This is a genomic window from Streptomyces sp. NBC_01257, assembly GCF_035917255.1.
Classification (GTDB): Bacteria; Actinomycetota; Actinomycetes; order Streptomycetales; family Streptomycetaceae; genus Streptomyces.
Map to the genome: position 1 here is coordinate 8377312 of NZ_CP108472.1, position 16244 is coordinate 8393555.

Annotated in this window: 14 protein-coding genes and 2 pseudogenes; 11 read left to right on the plus strand and 5 right to left on the minus strand. The window is 67.6% G+C overall.

The genetic code is table 11. From position 1 onward, the window contains the following. The first annotated feature begins 1 nt into the window (after position 1). From OG408_RS36505 to OG408_RS36550, 10 genes are all read left to right on the plus strand, one after another. A complete protein-coding gene (locus OG408_RS36505; RefSeq protein WP_285566633.1) occupies positions 2-913 on the plus strand; it encodes an ABC transporter substrate-binding protein in 912 nt (303 codons plus the stop codon). 69 nt (positions 914-982) lie between these two features. Continuing rightward, positions 983-2161: a DUF3500 domain-containing protein gene (locus OG408_RS36510; RefSeq protein ID WP_326673788.1), complete on the plus strand. Its 1179-nt coding sequence runs from the start codon at positions 983-985 to the stop codon at positions 2159-2161. Positions 2162-2198: 37 nt separating this feature from the next. Next, positions 2199-3077: a hypothetical protein gene (locus OG408_RS36515; protein WP_326673789.1), complete on the plus strand. Its 879-nt coding sequence runs from the start codon at positions 2199-2201 to the stop codon at positions 3075-3077. A 49-nt stretch (positions 3078-3126) separates the two neighbouring features. After that, complete coding sequence (locus tag OG408_RS36520; protein WP_326673790.1) at positions 3127-4110, plus strand: ABC transporter substrate-binding protein; 984 nt, start codon at positions 3127-3129, stop codon at positions 4108-4110. 49 nt (positions 4111-4159) lie between these two features. After that, the gene (locus OG408_RS36525) at positions 4160-5020 is read left to right on the plus strand and encodes an amidohydrolase family protein (RefSeq protein ID WP_326673791.1); all 861 of its coding nucleotides are present in this window, start codon (positions 4160-4162) and stop codon (positions 5018-5020) included. 67 nt (positions 5021-5087) lie between these two features. Beyond that, positions 5088-5780 carry a GntR family transcriptional regulator gene (locus OG408_RS36530; RefSeq protein ID WP_285566623.1) on the plus strand — a complete coding sequence of 231 codons (693 nt, stop codon included), beginning with the start codon at positions 5088-5090 and terminating at the stop codon, positions 5778-5780. A gap of 26 nt (positions 5781-5806) precedes the next feature. Continuing rightward, entirely contained in the window at positions 5807-7396 is a 1590-nt protein-coding gene (locus OG408_RS36535; protein ID WP_326673792.1) for a carboxylesterase/lipase family protein, read from the plus strand. A gap of 14 nt (positions 7397-7410) precedes the next feature. Continuing rightward, entirely contained in the window at positions 7411-8448 is a 1038-nt protein-coding gene (locus tag OG408_RS36540) for an ABC transporter substrate-binding protein (protein ID WP_285566619.1), read from the plus strand. 32 nt (positions 8449-8480) lie between these two features. Next, on the plus strand, positions 8481-9347 hold the full coding sequence (locus tag OG408_RS36545; RefSeq protein ID WP_285566617.1) for an ABC transporter permease: 867 nt from the start codon (positions 8481-8483) through the stop codon (positions 9345-9347). A gap of 39 nt (positions 9348-9386) precedes the next feature. Continuing rightward, on the plus strand, positions 9387-10592 hold the full coding sequence (locus OG408_RS36550; protein WP_326673793.1) for a lactonase family protein: 1206 nt from the start codon (positions 9387-9389) through the stop codon (positions 10590-10592). Between the two features lie 113 nt (positions 10593-10705). On the opposite strand, the gene OG408_RS36555 is transcribed toward OG408_RS36550, so the two are convergent. Beyond that, on the minus strand, positions 10706-11986 hold the full coding sequence (locus OG408_RS36555) for an MFS transporter (RefSeq protein WP_285566615.1): 1281 nt from the start codon (positions 11984-11986) through the stop codon (positions 10706-10708). 1116 nt (positions 11987-13102) lie between these two features. Beyond that, a pseudogene (locus tag OG408_RS36560) lies at positions 13103-13715 on the minus strand (TetR family transcriptional regulator). Between OG408_RS36560 and OG408_RS36565 the strand changes: the two are divergent. Next, positions 13704-14018: a putative quinol monooxygenase gene (locus OG408_RS36565; protein WP_326673794.1), complete on the plus strand. Its 315-nt coding sequence runs from the start codon at positions 13704-13706 to the stop codon at positions 14016-14018. The pseudogene OG408_RS36560 and the gene OG408_RS36565 sit on opposite strands and share 12 nt — an antisense overlap. 151 nt (positions 14019-14169) lie before the next feature. On the opposite strand, the gene OG408_RS36570 is transcribed toward OG408_RS36565, so the two are convergent. From OG408_RS36570 to OG408_RS36580, 3 genes and pseudogenes are all read right to left on the minus strand, one after another. Next, positions 14170-14682, minus strand: a complete 513-nt coding sequence (locus tag OG408_RS36570) for a DUF1877 family protein (RefSeq protein ID WP_326673795.1) — start codon at positions 14680-14682, stop codon at positions 14170-14172. Between the two features lie 355 nt (positions 14683-15037). Next, a pseudogene (locus OG408_RS36575) lies at positions 15038-15241 on the minus strand (hypothetical protein); the annotation flags it as partial. A 179-nt stretch (positions 15242-15420) separates the two neighbouring features. Further along, positions 15421-15879 (minus strand): MarR family winged helix-turn-helix transcriptional regulator, encoded by a 459-nt coding sequence (locus tag OG408_RS36580; protein ID WP_285566610.1) that lies wholly within the window; start codon positions 15877-15879, stop codon positions 15421-15423. Positions 15880-16244: the final 365 nt, after the last annotated feature.

A 16244-nucleotide genomic window follows, 5' to 3' on the forward strand; every position in this document is an offset into this window, starting at 1 on the left:
CATGAGCGAGACACACCCCACGGCACCGCTGACCGTGCTGCTGGGCAACTACCCGCACACCCGGCCGCTGAAGGACGGAACCATCCCTGTGGACGGGGTGGGCTGCCAGTACCTGGAGTCCTCTCCGCTGCCCCCGGCCTTCGCCCGGATGGTACGTGAACTGGCTTACGACATCTGTGAGATGCCGATGGCCACCTACCTTCAGGCGCGCGACGCCGGCATCCCGTTGACCCTGCTGCCGGCGGTACTGGTGGGAAGCACCCACCACCGTTCCCTGACCCGGCTGCCGCAGGACCCGGAGATCACTCCCGGGGACCTTGTCGGCCGACGGGTGGGCGTCCGCGCGTACGGCCAGACCACCGGTTTGTGGGTGCGGGGCTGGCTGCAGGAGGAGTACGGGGTCAAGTCCTCGGACGTGACCTGGGTGACCACCGAGGACGTGCACGTCGCCCAGTACGTCAACCCTTCTTATGTGGAGCGGTCGGGGGCCGAGCGGGTCGTGGACCTGCTGCGCTCCGGCGACGTGGCCGCGGCGGTGCTCGGCCCGAAGGCGATCGGCGGGCAGGGCGCGGGACTGGTCCCGCTCGTGGCGGATGCCGAGAGCGCCGGGACGGCATGGGCCGAGCGGCACGGGACAGTCCCGGCGAACCACCTGCTGGTGGTCCGCGACGACGTCCTGCGCACCCGTCCGGACTCCGTGCTCAATTTCTACCGAACTCTGAAGAAGGCGATCGTGGCCACCGCCGGCGAGCGCGACGACTCACCCGCCGGACGTGCGGTCACGGCCGGATGGAGCGCATCCCTGATCGCCTGCCTGGAGATCGCCGGACGCTACGCCCAGGAGCAGGACCTCATCAGAACGCCGGTCGATGTCGAGGCGATCGAGGAGAAGACAGCCTTCCTCGACAACTGAGGAGGCGATCGATCAGGGGTGTGCCGCCCAGCGGCGCACCGTGAGCAAACACCGAGAGGAGGAGCAGCGATGGGAGAACCAGTAGGGCTGCGCAAGCGGGGCAACCCGCCCACTCGCAAGCCGGAGACCTGGACGCCCGACCTGCTCGAAAAGATCGCCTGGCGAGTGAGGGCGGCCAAAGAACCCTTCCGGGGTGTGGCCACGTCGGACGGGATAGAGCCGGGACTGTTCCCGCTGCGCGACACCGGCGCGGACGTCAGCAAGGTGTACCTGGCGGCGGAGGACTACCTGGCCGGCCTGACCGCGGAGGAACTCGCCGAAGGCCGGTTCCCGATGGACGACGTGAGCTGGCGTCACTGGAACAACGGCGCCCGCTACTTCCTGCGCCACGGTCTGCTGCTGGAGGACTTCGACGACGTGGGGCGCGACCGGGCCCTGGCCGTCATCCGGGCCAGCCTCAGCGTCGACGGGTACCGCCAGATGGTCGACCTGATGCGCCTCAACCTCACCATCGGTGAGATGAGCGACAACACCGACGGCCTCAACGAGTGGCTGTACTGGTTCTCCCTCTACGGCGAGCCGGAGACCGGTGGCCCGTGGGGCTGGCAGCTGGACGGACACCACGTCAACATCAACTGCGTGTTCGTCGGGGACCAGATGGTTCTCACCCCCACCTTCCTCGGCGCCGAGCCCGTGGTCGCCGGGTCCGGGAAATACGCCGGGACTGTGGCTTTCCGGGGCGAGGAAGCACTGGGCCATGAGCTGTTCACTCAGCTCGACGGAGGGCAGCGGGAGCGCGCCGTGATCGCGGACGCGATGCCCAAGGAGCTCCTCGTCGGAGCGTTCCGGGACAACTGGGAGCTCGACTGCCAGGGACTGCGGCTCGCCGACATGTCCTCCGGCCAGCGGGAGACCGCCCTCCAGCTTCTCGGTCTGTACGTGAACCGGGCCGACGACCACCACGCCCGGCTCCGCATGAAGGAGGTGCTGGCTCACGAGGGCGACACCCGCTTCGGCTGGGCCGGGGACCCGGACGGCACCTTCTACTACCGCTTCCACAGCCCGGTGATCCTCGTCGAGTTCGAGCACATGGCCGGTGTGCTCTTCGACAACGACTACCCCTCGCGCCGTCACATCCACACCATCGTGCGCACCCCCAACGGCAACGACTTCGGCGTCGACCTGCTGCGTCAGCACCACGAGCGGCACCACAAGCCGCGGACGGTGCGCCCCGGCCAGCAGGTCTGAAGCGCTCCAGCGCTTTGCAAGAAAAGAGGAGAAGAAGATGAAGTTGGTGCTCGGCCGCGATGATCTCGCGGCAGCCGCACTGTCGGCGGCCCGCGAAGCGGGTTCGGAGCCGGAGCGCGTCGACATCAAGCCGGTGCACAAGGCTTCCCGGGGCTTCGTGAACGAGTCGACCGTGGACCTGTGTGAACTGGCGATCGTGACCGTTCTGCAGGCCCTGGCCCACGGCAAGCCGGTCCTGCTGCTGCCCGTCACGGCCCTCGGGCGCCACCAGCACCAGACTCTGGTGACCCTCGGCAAGCTGTCGGCCGCCGATGTGGAGGGACACAGCGTCGGAGTGCGCGCCTGGAGCCAGACCACCGGTGTGTGGATGCGCGGTTTCCTCACCGAGCAGTACGGCGTCGATCTGCGCAAGGCCGATTGGACGACGTACGAGGGCCATCACGTCCAGGGTGCTGAGGACCCGTCCTGGGTGCAGCGGGCGCCGCAGGGTGCCAAGCTGCCGGCGGACTTCCTGGAGGGCCGGGTCGACTTCGGGATCATGGGCAACGAACTGCCTTCCGACGACCGCATCCGCACCGCCATCGACAGCGCCCACGAGGTCGCCGAACAGTGGTCGAGGGACCAGGGATTCATCCCGGTCAACCACGTGGTCGGTGTATCCGAAGCAGCCGCGGCGGAGCACTCCGCCGCCATCCTCGCCGCCTACGACGCGATGCGCTCCGTACTCACCGCCAACGAGGAGGGCGGGCCTGTCGCCCTGCATCCCGTGGGCTTCGAAGGACTGCGCGCGGCGTTCACCAAGGCCGCCGCCTACGCGCTGGAGCAGGACGTGATTCCACGGGCGGTGGACTACGACGAGCTCGTCGAGCGGTCCTGCGCGGCACTCGGCGTCTCCCCGGCACGCCTCGGCGGCTGAACGCCGCACCGGCAGCCGGAACCGAATCAGAAACAGCAAAGGACAGGGTATGGACAAGCTCACGGTAGTTCTCGGAGACTTCCCGCACGCGCAGCCGCTGCTGGACGGCGACACCGAGACAGACGGATTCCTGATCGAGCCCGTCCAGGTCAAGCCGGTCATCGGCGCATACCGGCGCATGATCCGGGACCTCGAGTTCGACGTGTGCGAACTGGCTCCGGTCTCCTACCTGATGGCACGCCAGGAAGGCATTGCGCTGACCGCGGTGCCGGTGTTCCTCAACAGGCGCTTCCACCACGGCGACGTGCAGTGCGCCACCCACTCGGGCATCCGTGTGCCGAAGGATCTGGAAGGACGCCGGGTCGGTGTCCGTGCCTACTCGGTGAGCACGGGTGTGTGGGTACGGGGCGTGCTGCGTGACCAGTACGGAGTGGACATTGACAAGATCACCTGGGTGGTGGACGACGACGACCACATCGAAGGCCGGGTTCCCTCCAACGTCGAGCGCGTCACCGACGGCCGCTCGCTGGGCGAGCTGCTGCGCGCCGGAGAGATCGACGCCGCACTGACCGGAAACGCGGGGACGGGACGGGCCGGCGCACCCAAGGCCGGGTGGACGGCGGCGGCAGAACCCGAGTCCGCCGGCGGGGACGGCCCCTACCCGCTGTTCGCCGAAGCCGGCACTCTCGCCGTGGACCACTACCTGCGCACCGGCGTCTACCCCCTGCACTCGCTGATCTCCGTGCGCACCGAGCTCGTGGAGCGCGACCCCGGCCTGCCGACCAAGCTGTACGCCGCCTTCGTGGAGAGCAAGCGGCGCCACCTCGCCGCGCAGCCCCAGTGGTCGGCCGTGCCCCGGCTGGCCAGGCAGGGACGTGCGATCGGCGGCGACCCCGTCCCCTACGGGATCAAGGCCAACGAAGCCAGCCTGAACGCGATGGTGCGGTTCGCCAAGGATCAGGGGCTGCTCGACGCGGACTTCTCCTCCGACGCGCGTTCGCTGTTCGCGAAGGGCGACTACCCGGACGCCTGAGCCGGCCCGCACAGATCACACCGAAGACAGAAGACGAAGGGAGCAGCACGTGGACGTCGTCGACGCACACTGTCACATCATCTCCGAGGACCTGACCCGCTACCCCAAGGACCCCATCGGGGGCAAGCAGTCCGAATGGGCCGCGACCCGGCCGGTGACCGCCGAGGGCATGGTCAGCCGCATGGAGGAGACCGGCGTGGACCAGGCCGTCCTGGTCCAGGCCACCACGAACTACGGCTACGACAACTCCTACGTCCTGGACAGCAGCCGCCGCTGGCCGGAGCGTTTCGTCGCCGTCGGTACCGTCGACCCGCTGCGACCGGATGCCGCCTCGAACCTCAAGGCTGCGGTCGGCGAAGGGGGACTGGCCGGCGTCCGGCTGTTCACCAGCGGCAGCACCGTGCCCACGCAAGGTGAGTGGTTCGTTGCGCCGGAAACGTTCCCCTTCTGGGAGCAGGCCCAGGAACTGGACCTGCCGGTCTGCCTCCAGATGCGCCTGGGCCCGGCCACCGCGCAGCTGGTGGAACTGCTGGAGCGGTTCCCGGGTGTGAAGGTGCTCCTCGATCACATCGGCTACCCGGACATCGCTTCCTCGCCCGCCCGTGCCGGTGCCGAGGTTGCCCAACTTGCGGCCCACCCCGGCCTGCACCTCAAGCTCACCCACCGCAACCTTGAGCGGCTGCAGGATGCGGGAGAGCGAGCCGGAGAGTTCCTCGGACCGGTTCTCGACACGTTCGGCGCCGAGCGGATCGCCTGGGGCTCGAACTGCCCCGCGGCCGAGCAGTCGCTGCCGGACCTCCTCGCCCTCGCCCAGGAGGTCCTCGTCGGACTGCCGGAGCAGGTCCAGCAGGAGATCTTCGCGGGCACGGCCCGCCGTCTCTACCCGTCCCTCGGCGCGCACGGAAGCTGACCTGCCATGTCGTCGGTTAGTGTTCCGGCCTCAGTTCTCACTTCTACGCAAGAGGAAGGCGGCCGCGGTGGACAGCGAGAGCATCGGTGCCGAATCCGGAGCGAAAGCCTCGGGCACCCGCTACAGCCAAGCCTACGAGGGGCTGCGCTCCTTGTTGTTGTCGGGGAGTATCGAGCCCGGCACGCGGCTCACCGAGGCGGACCTCACGCGGATGTTCGACGTGTCACGGAGCACGATGCGCACCGCGCTCGCGCGGCTGACGCAGGAGGGCTATATCACCGGCGAGGTCAATCGTGGGGTGCGCACCAGGAGCTTCTCCGTCGAGGAGGCAGCGGACATTCTGGAGGCCCGCGAGATTCTGGAGTCGGCACTGGCCGGCAAAGCGGCGGAACGGGCCACAGCCGAGGAGGTCGCACGGCTGCGCAGCACATTGCAGGACATGGAGGAGTCGCAGTCACGCGGGGACCAGGACGCCTACTCGCGTGGCAACCGCAGCTTTCACCAGCAGGTCAAACTGGCAGCGCACCAGACAACTCTGGCCCGCGCCTACGACACGCTGCTCTACCCCCTGGTGATGCGCCAGTACCGCAACCTCTCCGCTCAGCACCCCCGATCCGGGTCGCTGGAGGAGCACCAGACCATTCTCCTCGCCATCGTTACGCGCAATCCCGATGCTGCTGTTGCGGCGATGCGCCATCACGTCGGCTCCGCCCGCAGGGCGTTGCTGCTGGACAAGTCCCCGATGCCACCGGTCACCTGACCGTAAGCGGGGGCGGAAAGTACCCCATGCGCCACACGGTTGACACCGAAGCGGGGCCCGTTGAGGGCATACCGTGCCGGGACCGCGCCGTCACCGTATTCCGAGGTATCCCGTATGCCGCCCCGCCGGTCGGCGACCTGCGGTGGCGGCCGCCCCAGCCGCCTGTGCGCTGGGAAGGTGTCCGGCGTGCCGACCGGTTCGGGCCCATGTGCCCTCAGGCGCCGACCGATGCGGCCGCGACCGGTGTCGATGTGCCCATGAGTGAGGACTGCCTGAGTCTGAACATTTGGACGGGGGCACCCGCCACCGCGGAGCTCCGCCCTGTCCTCGTGTGGATCTACGGAGGCGGGTTCCGCGAGGGCACGGGAGCTCACCCCCGCTACAACGGCGAAAACCTTGCGCGCAACGGTCTCGTCGTGCTCACCTTCAACTACCGCCTCGGCGCCTTCGGCTTCCTTGCCACCCCAGAACTGAGCGAGGAGTCCGAGCACGGCGCCTCTGGCAACTACGGTCTCCTCGACTGCGTCGCCGCCCTGCGGTGGGTGCGCGACAACATCACACGCTTCGGCGGCGATCCCGCCCGCGTCACCATTGCCGGCCAGTCCGCAGGAGCGGGCATGGTCAACTTCCTGGCCATGTCTCCCCTGGCCAAGGGTCTGTTCCACCGCGCGATCACACAGAGTCACTCCCGCTACGCACGCGATCCCGAACTCCGCTATATGTCGACCTCCTACCGGCTGCAGCGGGACGCGGAGAGCGCCGGCGACCGCTACACAAGAGCACACGGCGCAAACACGGCCCGCGACCTACGGGGCCTGCACTGGCGGAAGCTGATCGACGGGCACCACCCGCTCGACACGGCCGTCGACACGGGAGGCCCGGCAGGGCCCCCGCTCTTCCGCCCCGTCGTGGACGGGTGGGCCCTGCCGGCCGGCTACGACGAGACCTATGCCAAAGGGCTGCAGAACGACGTCGACTACCTGACCGGAAACAACCTCGACGAGAGCGGCGCGGTTCCGGAAGCCCTGGTCTCCGCCCTGCGCAACGGCCGGCAGAAGGCCAGGCCGGGCTCCCCGCCGGTCAACGTCACCCTCGAACAGCACGTCACGTCGGCCCGCCGGAAGTTCGGGCCCTACGCCGAGGAGTTCCTGCGGCTCTACCCGGCCGGCACGGACGACGAAGCGGCGCGGGCGAGCAGCCTCGCGGCACGCGACAACTCCCGCATCTCGACTTCCCTGTGGGGATCGGACTGGACACGCCACGTTACCGGCACGGTGCGCTCCTACTTCTGGACCCACCGCGCGCCGTCACCGGATGCCGGGCCGAGGCGGGCCGGCCACGGTTCGGAGATCGACTACGTCTTCCATAACCCCACCGGCGGCACCGGTGCCTGGAACGAGGAGGACCACGAGATCGCCCGGACGATGGCCGGGTACTGGACCAACTTCGTCTCCACGGGCGACCCCAACGGAAGCGGCCTGCCTCACTGGCCCGCCTTCTCACCGGACTCCGCCACCGTCATGGAGATCGGCGCGCACTTCCGCACGATCCCTGTCTCCGATCCAGTACGCACCGACTTCTGGATCCGATTCTTCGCCTCCCAGCAAGCCTGGTGAACAAAGGAGTTCCCATGAACCACCGCACGAACCGCTCGTCCCTCGCACTGGCCATCTCCGTGATATCGAGCGCAGCACTCCTGACCGCCTGCGGCAACGACGGCGCTTCGTCGGTCGGCTCGGACGGCAAGACGACCGTCTCGGTCGGCGTCAGCGGCAACGTCTTCGACCTGTCCATCCGCCTGGCGGACGAGGCCGGCTACTTCGACAAGCAGAACATCAAGATCAAGTACGTCACGCTGACCGCCTCCACGGGCACCTCGGCACTCCAGTCGAATTCCGTGCAGTTCCTCAACTCCAGCCCGACCAGTTTCCTCGCCGGCCTCAGCAAGGGCCTGCCGGAGCTGTCGGTCGCCACGAACGGCGGAGGAAACCCGCTCGGAATCGTCGTCAGCACAGCGTTCGCCAAGAAGCACAGCCTGACCGCGGACAGCCCGGCGCCGGAGGTGGCCAAGGCGCTGGCCGACTCGACAGCCGGCGCCAGCTCCGCGAACACCAAGGCCGAAGCAGGAATCTTCCTCAAGGCACACGGTGTGGACCCGACCAAGCTGAAGTGGGTCTCGCTGCCGAGCCCGGCCGCCGACAAGGCAGCACTCACCAAGGGCGAGGTGGACTGGTTCATCACCTCGGAGCCGATCCCGCTGCAGGTCCAGCACGAGGGCGACGGCGTTGTGGTGGCCAACCCCAAGAAGGTGCCCGAGTGGGGCGCCGGACAGGCCGGCTACGGCCAGGTCGTGGTCGTGAAGAAGGACTACGCGAAGAGCAATTCCGCCCTGGTCAAGGGATTCGCCACCGCCGTACAGGAGGCGACGACCTACCTCGACACCCACGCCTCCAACGACAAGGCCGTCGTGGCTGCGGCGCGCGAGAGCCTGCCGGGCATGCCCGACGACGTGCTGAGCGCAGCCGTCGCGGAGGTGGACTGGCCCACGACCGCCAAGATGGATGCCGACGGATGGAAGAAGACCGTCACTTTCGTGAAGGACGGCATAGGCGCGGTGCCGGACGCGAGCGTCAACGCTGACAACTGGACCAACACGTACCTGCCGTGACACGGCCGAACCCAACCGGAAGGGAGAAGACCATGGCAACCGTCACAGACAAAGCCGTGACCAAGCCCGAGCAAGCAACCTCGGAGCGGCCCGTCAACAAGGCGCGCGCCGGCTGGCAGAGTACGGGCTCCGTCATCGCGCTGCGCATCCTGGTGATCATCGCCGCCCTTGTCCTGTGGCAGCTGATGAGTGGTCCGGTCGTACCTGAGTACGCAGTCAGTAAGCCCACCGAGGTGTACGACGCACTTACGGACATGCTCGGCTCCGCCGCCGGATGGAACAACATCAGGGTGACCACCGTGGAGGTGCTGGCGGGCTTCGGCCTGGGCGTCGCAGCAGGGACGGTCATGGGCCTCGTGCTGGGCTCCTTCCCGCTCCTGGGGCGCGTCCTCGAACCGCTCGTCGCGGCCGTCAACGGCATCCCGAAGATCGCACTCGCCCCGCTGTTCCTGCTGTTCTTCGGCATCGGACCCTGGTCGAAGATCACCATCGCCATGACGGGCGTCGCCTTCGTGGTCTTCTACAACATCTATCTCGGCCTGCGGATGCGCGAACGCGAACTCGTCGAGGTAGTCCAGGTGATGGGAGGGCGCAGGCACCACGTCCTGGGCTACGTGACGATTCCGACGCTTGCCGCGCCCTTCTTCGCCGCGCTCAAGACCGGCGGGCCCCTGGCCATCCTCGGCGTCATCGGCGGAGAGTTCATCGCCTCCTCCGAGGGCGTCGGCCACGAACTGTTCACCGCAGCCCAGAACCTTGACGCGGCCTCCGAATTCGCCGGCCTCATCGTCCTCGTCGTCCTGACCCTTTCCCTCAACGGCGTGCTCAGCGGCCTCGACACCTACGCTCTCAAGCGCCTCGGCCTCGCGGCCCGCCGCCGGCCCCAGACCAAGCACTGAATCGCACTCCCTCCGGCATGTGAAAGGACAGTTCCCCCGATGAACGAACCTCCGCACGTCTCAGCCGGCGCCATCCGGGGCGAGGCGCCCTCCCGCAGGACCCTGCTGGCAGCCATCGCGGCATCGACCGCAACCGCCGTGCCGCTGCTCTCCAGCACAGCCGCCGCCTCACCGGCTCGGCACCCCGGCCATGACCTGCTCTACATCGGAACCTGGGGCAAGAACCAGGTGCACGCCCTACGGTTCGACCCCGTCCGCGGGACCATGAACCCCCTCGGGGCTGTGGCAGAGGTCAGTTCGAACTGGGTCGCGGTGCACCCGACCCGCCCGGTTCTCTACGTCGCCGGCGCGGAGCCGGGCGGATTCATCCGCACTTACCGCATCGACGACACCTCCGGAGCCCTCCGAAGGACCGGCGAGATCGAGACGGAGGCCGTCCCGGGCGGCAGCGGCGGCCTGTCGTACATCGGCCTCAACGCGGACGCGGACACCCTCCTGATCGCCGACTTCGCCACCGGCTCAGCAGCGACCGTTCCGGTCAGGCCGAACGGTGAGCTGGGCCCGGTGGCCTCTAGTGTGCAGAACACCGGCTCAGGGCCCAACCCACGCCAGGCCGGCCCGCACACGCACCACGTAGTGATCGACCCGAGCCGCAGGTTCGCTCTGGTCGCCGACTTCGGCGCCGACCGGGTCTTCATCCGACACTACGACCGAGCCACACACCAACTGTCCGACGGCGACCGCTCCTACGCGACGGCACCCGGGTCGGGCCCCCGGCGCCTGGCCTTCCACCCGAACAGGCAGTCGGTGTATCTCCTCAACGAGCTGACGGCGGACATCGAGGTCCTGCAGTGGGACGCCCGTCAGGGATCGCTGACACCCCGCCAACTCCTGACGACGAACGCCCAGGGCCACATCGGCACCACCAGCGCGGCCGAACTGGCAGTCAGCGATGACGGACGGCACGTCTACACCTCCAACCGCGGCGACAACACTCTGGTCGTCTTCGAGGCCGACCCGAGGACCGGACTGCTGACCGAAGCCCAGCGCCTGCCGTGCGGGGGCGTCACCCCGTGGAGCTTCTCCCTGCACCCGGGAGGACGCTGGCTCTTCGTCGCGAACAAGGCGAGCGCAACGGTCAATCTCTTCCGTGTAGACCCGCGATCCGGGCACCTCACGGACACCGGAACGGCCGTGGACATCCCCGATCCCGACTGCATCAGCGTCCGCATGGCACGCCACTGAGTCGATCCGCCCTTCTCCTGTGACGGCGCGGATGCCGCCGCGCCTGACCGGCCCGGCAGCATCCGCGCCGTCACAGGAGCTTTCGCAGCCCATTCCGGTGACAGCCGGGCCGATCACTGGTCGCGGGCCGCGCGAGGCACGGACCGGCGAGGCACGGACCGGGACACAACGAGCATGGCGATTCCGACGGCTGCCGCGGCTAGACCGCCCACCAGGAGGGCGCTCCGGGGCCCACTCGCCGTTCCGACCGCTCCGACAGTCGGCGCTCCGATGACGGTGCCCCCCATCCAGCCGATCGTCCAGATCGATACCACCCGGCCCCGCATCTGCGGAGCCGCACTCGTTTGCATCAGCGTCTTGGCCGAGGAATTGAACGTGATCGACCCGGAGCCGACGAGCAACAGCGCGGCCAGCGCCAGCGGCAGGTTCGGAGCCAAAGCGGCGGCACAGATCAGAGCTCCCCAGATCACCGCCGACACCGACAGGGACCGCGTAGTGACATGAGCGCGTCGCACCACCATGAACCCGCCCAGGACCGCGCCAGCACTCATGACAGCCATCGCCGCCCCGAACCCCTCGGGGCCGGCATGGAACACAGAAGTGGTGAGCAGCGGAAGTGTCACCGGAAACTCCCAGGTCAACACGCCCGTCACATACACCATGATCATGGGATGAAGGAGTTCGGGGGTGCGACAGATGTAGGCGATTCCGGCACGGATCTGTCCCTTCGCACGAACCTCTCGTTCGGTGGGGCGCATCTCCGCTTGCCGCAGGGCCAGGAGACTGATGATGACGGCCGCGAAAGACAACGTGTCCAGCGCAAAACACGGAGTCACCCCGAGGGCAGCGATGATGATTCCGGCGAGCCCCGGGCCGACGAGCTTCGCCGTGTTCACGAGGGTGGAGTTGATGGCAATCGCGTTGGGCAGATGTTCCCGGTCGACCAACTCGCTGATCAGGCTCTGGCGCGCCGGACTGTCGAAGACATTGATGGCACCGAGGACGAGCATGATCGCGACGAGCAGTGGCAACTTCACCAGACCGGCCCAGGACAGCACTGTCAACACAGCGGCTTGAACAGCGAAGAGGACCTGCGTGAGCGTGAGTAGACGCCGACGGTCATGACGGTCCACCACAAGCCCGCCCCAGGCACCCAGGAGCAGGATCGGCAGGTACCGGGCGGCCGTGACAAGGCCAAGCATGGTTCCGCTGTGCGTGAGCTGCAGTGCCAGCCAGCCCACCGCAATGCTCTGCATCCAGTTGCCGACCACTGAAACGGACTGCCCGAGCATGTACAGGCGGTAGTTGCGGATCCTGAGCGACGCGAAGCTGCTCAGTCGAGCAGCGTCGGCGTTGGTGCTCCCGGCCGGCGCAGGGCGATCGAGAGCACTCATCGGTCCACCTCCGCAGTTCGGCGCACCTCGGCTGCCGCGGGGCGGCACCTGTTCCGTATGACGCGTACGGCCTGTAGCCGAAGGAATGTCACGAAGCCCCTTCCGGGTGCCCGACTCCGACGGACACGGCATCTGGACAGAACGCGAATCACCAGGCCTGCTGGCTGGCTCCGAACCGATGCCTCCAGGCTGCCAAGAAGTTTCAGACCGGTACTAAATACGGTACGCCATCCGGAGGTCTGCGGATGAGGTTCCACCCTGTGAACTGACGTCGCAGTGGTCATCCTTGGGCTGTTCGGAGCTCAACTAGGTGCCCATACGCTTCATCGCCGGTGTCGCGACCCCGGTGAGTAAGCAGTATGACTCAGGGGGAGGAGCATGAGATCAAGTATTGATACGCAACTAAATGACAGGCCGCAGCTTCGCTCGCACGGCATGGCTGATCGACGTCCCGCCTGTCAGGCGCGCGGGCGTTTCGAGGATCAGATCGGGATGGCGCGGTCTTCCTCGACTGGATTGTCGACCGCAGCCGTACTGCCCTGTCGCGCATGACAGTCGATGCGTGCCGGCGTCCGGGCCGCACGCAGGACTTCGGCATGCCCAACACTTCTGGCCGCAACCCTCGATCCGGCGGCGCGTTCCGGAAGAGCCCGTGCCAGTCGTCACTGAGGGGCGGTGCCTGTACTGCGTACGACAGTCAAGTTGGCGTCTGGCGAGAAGGGTGCCTGGAACTGCTACACCCCAGCGACCGCGGGTGGCCCCAAACGGGTCGACCAGTAGAAACACGGTGCCCGGTTCGTTCAGTGTCAGCTCCGGACGCCACAACACGACCTCGCCGTCGCCGAAGTAGGAGCCCAGTCCCGGAGACTGGGCCTGCTGCCAGTCGCTGAATTCCTTCGAGTGGAACGTGTCTTCGTTGTCCCAGACACGGCATTCAGTTCCGTGCTGGTCCCAGGTGGCTTCGTCGTAGGTTTCGTCGTGGAGACTGGCCTTGGCCTAGGTGTTCTGCCCACAGAGGTTCGTGACGCGGCACTCCGATTGGCGCCCTTTGGCATGCGTGGAGGTGGGAGCTGGGCGGCCCAGCTTCGGCCGTGCAGGCTGGCCTTCGCGCGGCTGCTAGGTGGCGGGCGGGCGGATCGTGACGCGCGCGATGATGAGGTCGATGCCGGCCAGGAACTGCGCGCGGTCGTCGTGGTCCAGTCCATGGTCGGCGACGGCTCGGGTGAAGGGGTATTCCTCCGGGCTGAGCTGTTTCCATGCGCCCGCCACAGTGTCCGTGAAGGCACCGCGATCGGTTTCCGTCCCGAGACTGCGGGCGCGCGAGGTTCGCGGCGTTTTGGCCGGCGGCGCCAAGGATGTAGTGCATCAGGGCGGACGTCGCGGTGATCTGGGCAGCGAGCCAGTGGTAGCTCCCGATCGCGCCGAAAAGGCCGAGAGCGACGTTGTGTATCCCTCCCGGCGGACCGGTCTTCTCTGCGGCCAGTGCGAGGCTGGCGACGCGGCCTGTGGCCGCGGCCAGGATCTCGCTTTTGTTGGCCACATGCCAATAGATCGCACCGGGGCCGGTAGCCAGGCGTTCGCTCAGCGCTCGGAAGGACAATCCGGTCTCGCCGGCCGTGTCCAGCAGGTCGATGGCGGTATCGATGACCTGCTCGCGGGAGAGTGGGTCGGGGCGGCACGCATCTGGCGCTCCGCTGCGTGACAGAAGGAGACAGACATGGCACTGCAGGACCAGCCCGCCTACCTCATCAAGATGCGCGCCAAGCCCGGACACGGCGACAAGCTGTTCGCGCTGGCCACCGCGGGCATGGAGAAGTCGGGATCCTCCGATCGGTTCATCATTGCCCGTGAGGACGCCGACCCCGACGTGCTGTGGAACATGGAGGTGTTCCGCAGCCACGAGGCCAAGGACGCCTATGAGAACAGCCCGCTTGCCGACGAGCTGCGCGACGAGATCATCGGCCTCCTCGCCGAGCCGCCCCTGCGGATCGAAGTCCACCCGTACGCGGCTCTGCCCGCCGACCCGGCCTGAGGGCGGCGAGGTGCCCGCCGAACCGCCTCTTCGGCGAGTGCCTCGCCCTCTCGCACCGCACCGGTGAGCGCTCCGGACTTCATCGCCGCCCCTCCGCTCGGGAGACCGTCAATCCGTAGGAACTGAACCCTCGTCGTGGACCGGGCCGGGCTCAGTCCCACCACAGGACGACGGTGAGCCGCCGTTCAGCGGCCTGCTGGTAGAAGGTACGGAGTGCCTCGAAGTGGCGAGTGAGGTACGGGCGAGGGTCGCCAGTGATGTCTATTCCCAGGGCAGCTGCCGCTTCTTGGCCGTCCGCCGGAAGCGCCGCGATGGCGGCCTCCCAGTCGACCGCAGCGAGTGTGGCGGCGATCTCCGCTACTGCGGCGGGGGCAAGGGCTCTGGGCGGAGGACCGAAGGTGCCAACGGCGTCGTCGTGGTCGAGGTAAAAGACATCGACCAGCGCATCGCCGTAGGTGGATCGTTCGAGTGCCGCAACTGCCGCCGGTCCGACCCGGGCCAGTTGGCAGAGCCGCCGGAGGGACTCGGGCGACCAGCCGAGGTCGATCCAGTCTGCCCTTGGCGGGTTCCACTCGGGGTTGGCGTCCGGGGAGGCTTGTGATGCCTGTCGGCAGAAGTTCAAGTACTCCGTCGTCACTCGTGCGAGCTGCTGCGTCACTGCCATGGCGGCAGTGTTCCGGACGGGCGTCACCGCTCACCAGTCGACCGACAGCACCGACAGCACCGACGGGGCCACCCCGGGACGCCACACCCTGCGTTTTTGGTTTGGCCGCATCGCGGGACGTGGGCTGCGTTTCCATGTCCCGCGGACCGGCGGCCTCATGTCCGGTGTCCGCGGCGCCGTCCGGAGGCAGAACCGTGTCGACCCGCCGCCGGGCGATCACCCACTCCTGCCATTCCTCCTCGGCCGCGGCCAACTCGGCCTGGATACGGTCAGAGCAACTTCCAACGCCCCGGCGAGTCCTTTGCATCGTCTCGCGGCTGACGAGCTGCCAGTAGCAGACCTGGGAGTCCGGTTCGCAAAGGACCACCACGACCGGCAAGGAGTGGTTGAGCCAGTACTGGACGTGCGCGGAGTCAGGGCGAATCCACCAGCCACCACGAGCTGGGTGTGGGTGACTCCTTCGCTGCCGACCTTGGCAGCGGGATTTTGGCGCATCATGGCCGCCACTATTCGCTGCGCTCGGGGCGCCGCCGCTTTCGCGGATGCTCTCAGACCGCACCCGGCCTCCAGCCCTCGGCGCCTGCCCTGCGTTCAGGCCGGCCAAGTCCGAACCACACTTGTCGACGCCATCAGCTACCGAGGCAACCCTCTTTGGCCATGCTCGCAGCCGGCCAGATCACAGGGTGCCTCCAGCTGCCTGGCGGACCCTGCCTACGTCTCACGCCGGCCCCGAAGGTTTCAGTCCTCCGCCGACAGCCCATCAGCAGGAGCGACCAGGCGTTCCAGCAGCATCACGGCAGCGTCAAGCATGACCCTCTCCGCCTCGGAGAAGTCGGCCAGCCGTGACAGGAAAAACGTGTCGGTCCGTTCCGAAGTCGCGGCGAGGACCCGGGTACCTTCCGGTGTCATTCCGACCAGAGTGGACCGGCCGTCGTTCACGTCCGATGTGACTTCGACAAGCCCGTCCGCCGCCAGGTTGCTCACGATGCGTGTGACCGAGGACTTACTGATCTTCTCCAGACGCGCGAGGTCCGTCATCCGCAGCGGCCCGAACTTGTCGACCGACCACAGAGTGGAATGCCGCGACGGCGTAATGGACGTTGCGACAGCGGAAGGCTCACGCATCTGCCGAGACAGCCACATCGTGACCGTGCGCAACCGCGCCAGGACCGCCGCGTCGTCGGACCTCTGGCCCATGACTCTCCCTCGGTGCACCTCGAGCTTCTGGCTCCGTGAACCACGAGTTTAACGAGACCTCGCCACGTCAGGCGCAGAGGCGCCGGAGGGCCGACTGCGGATGCGAGCGATGGAACCGACCCGTCGTAGTTGTCGGACAATCAAGGACGCTCCTGGGGTGGCGGATGGGTCGTGTGCCGTGTTCTTGCAGGATCTCTTGTGGTCGGATTTCCGCGGTGTTACGTTCACGCCCAACTTGTTCGACAATCCATGCGGCGGGCGCATGTACTGACGAGCCGAGCGGCCCCCTGGGACCTGGCTGAGTCGCAGCCGACAAGGCCCTACCGCAACTCCGCAGATGCGTCACGCGCGGCGACTCTCCCGTG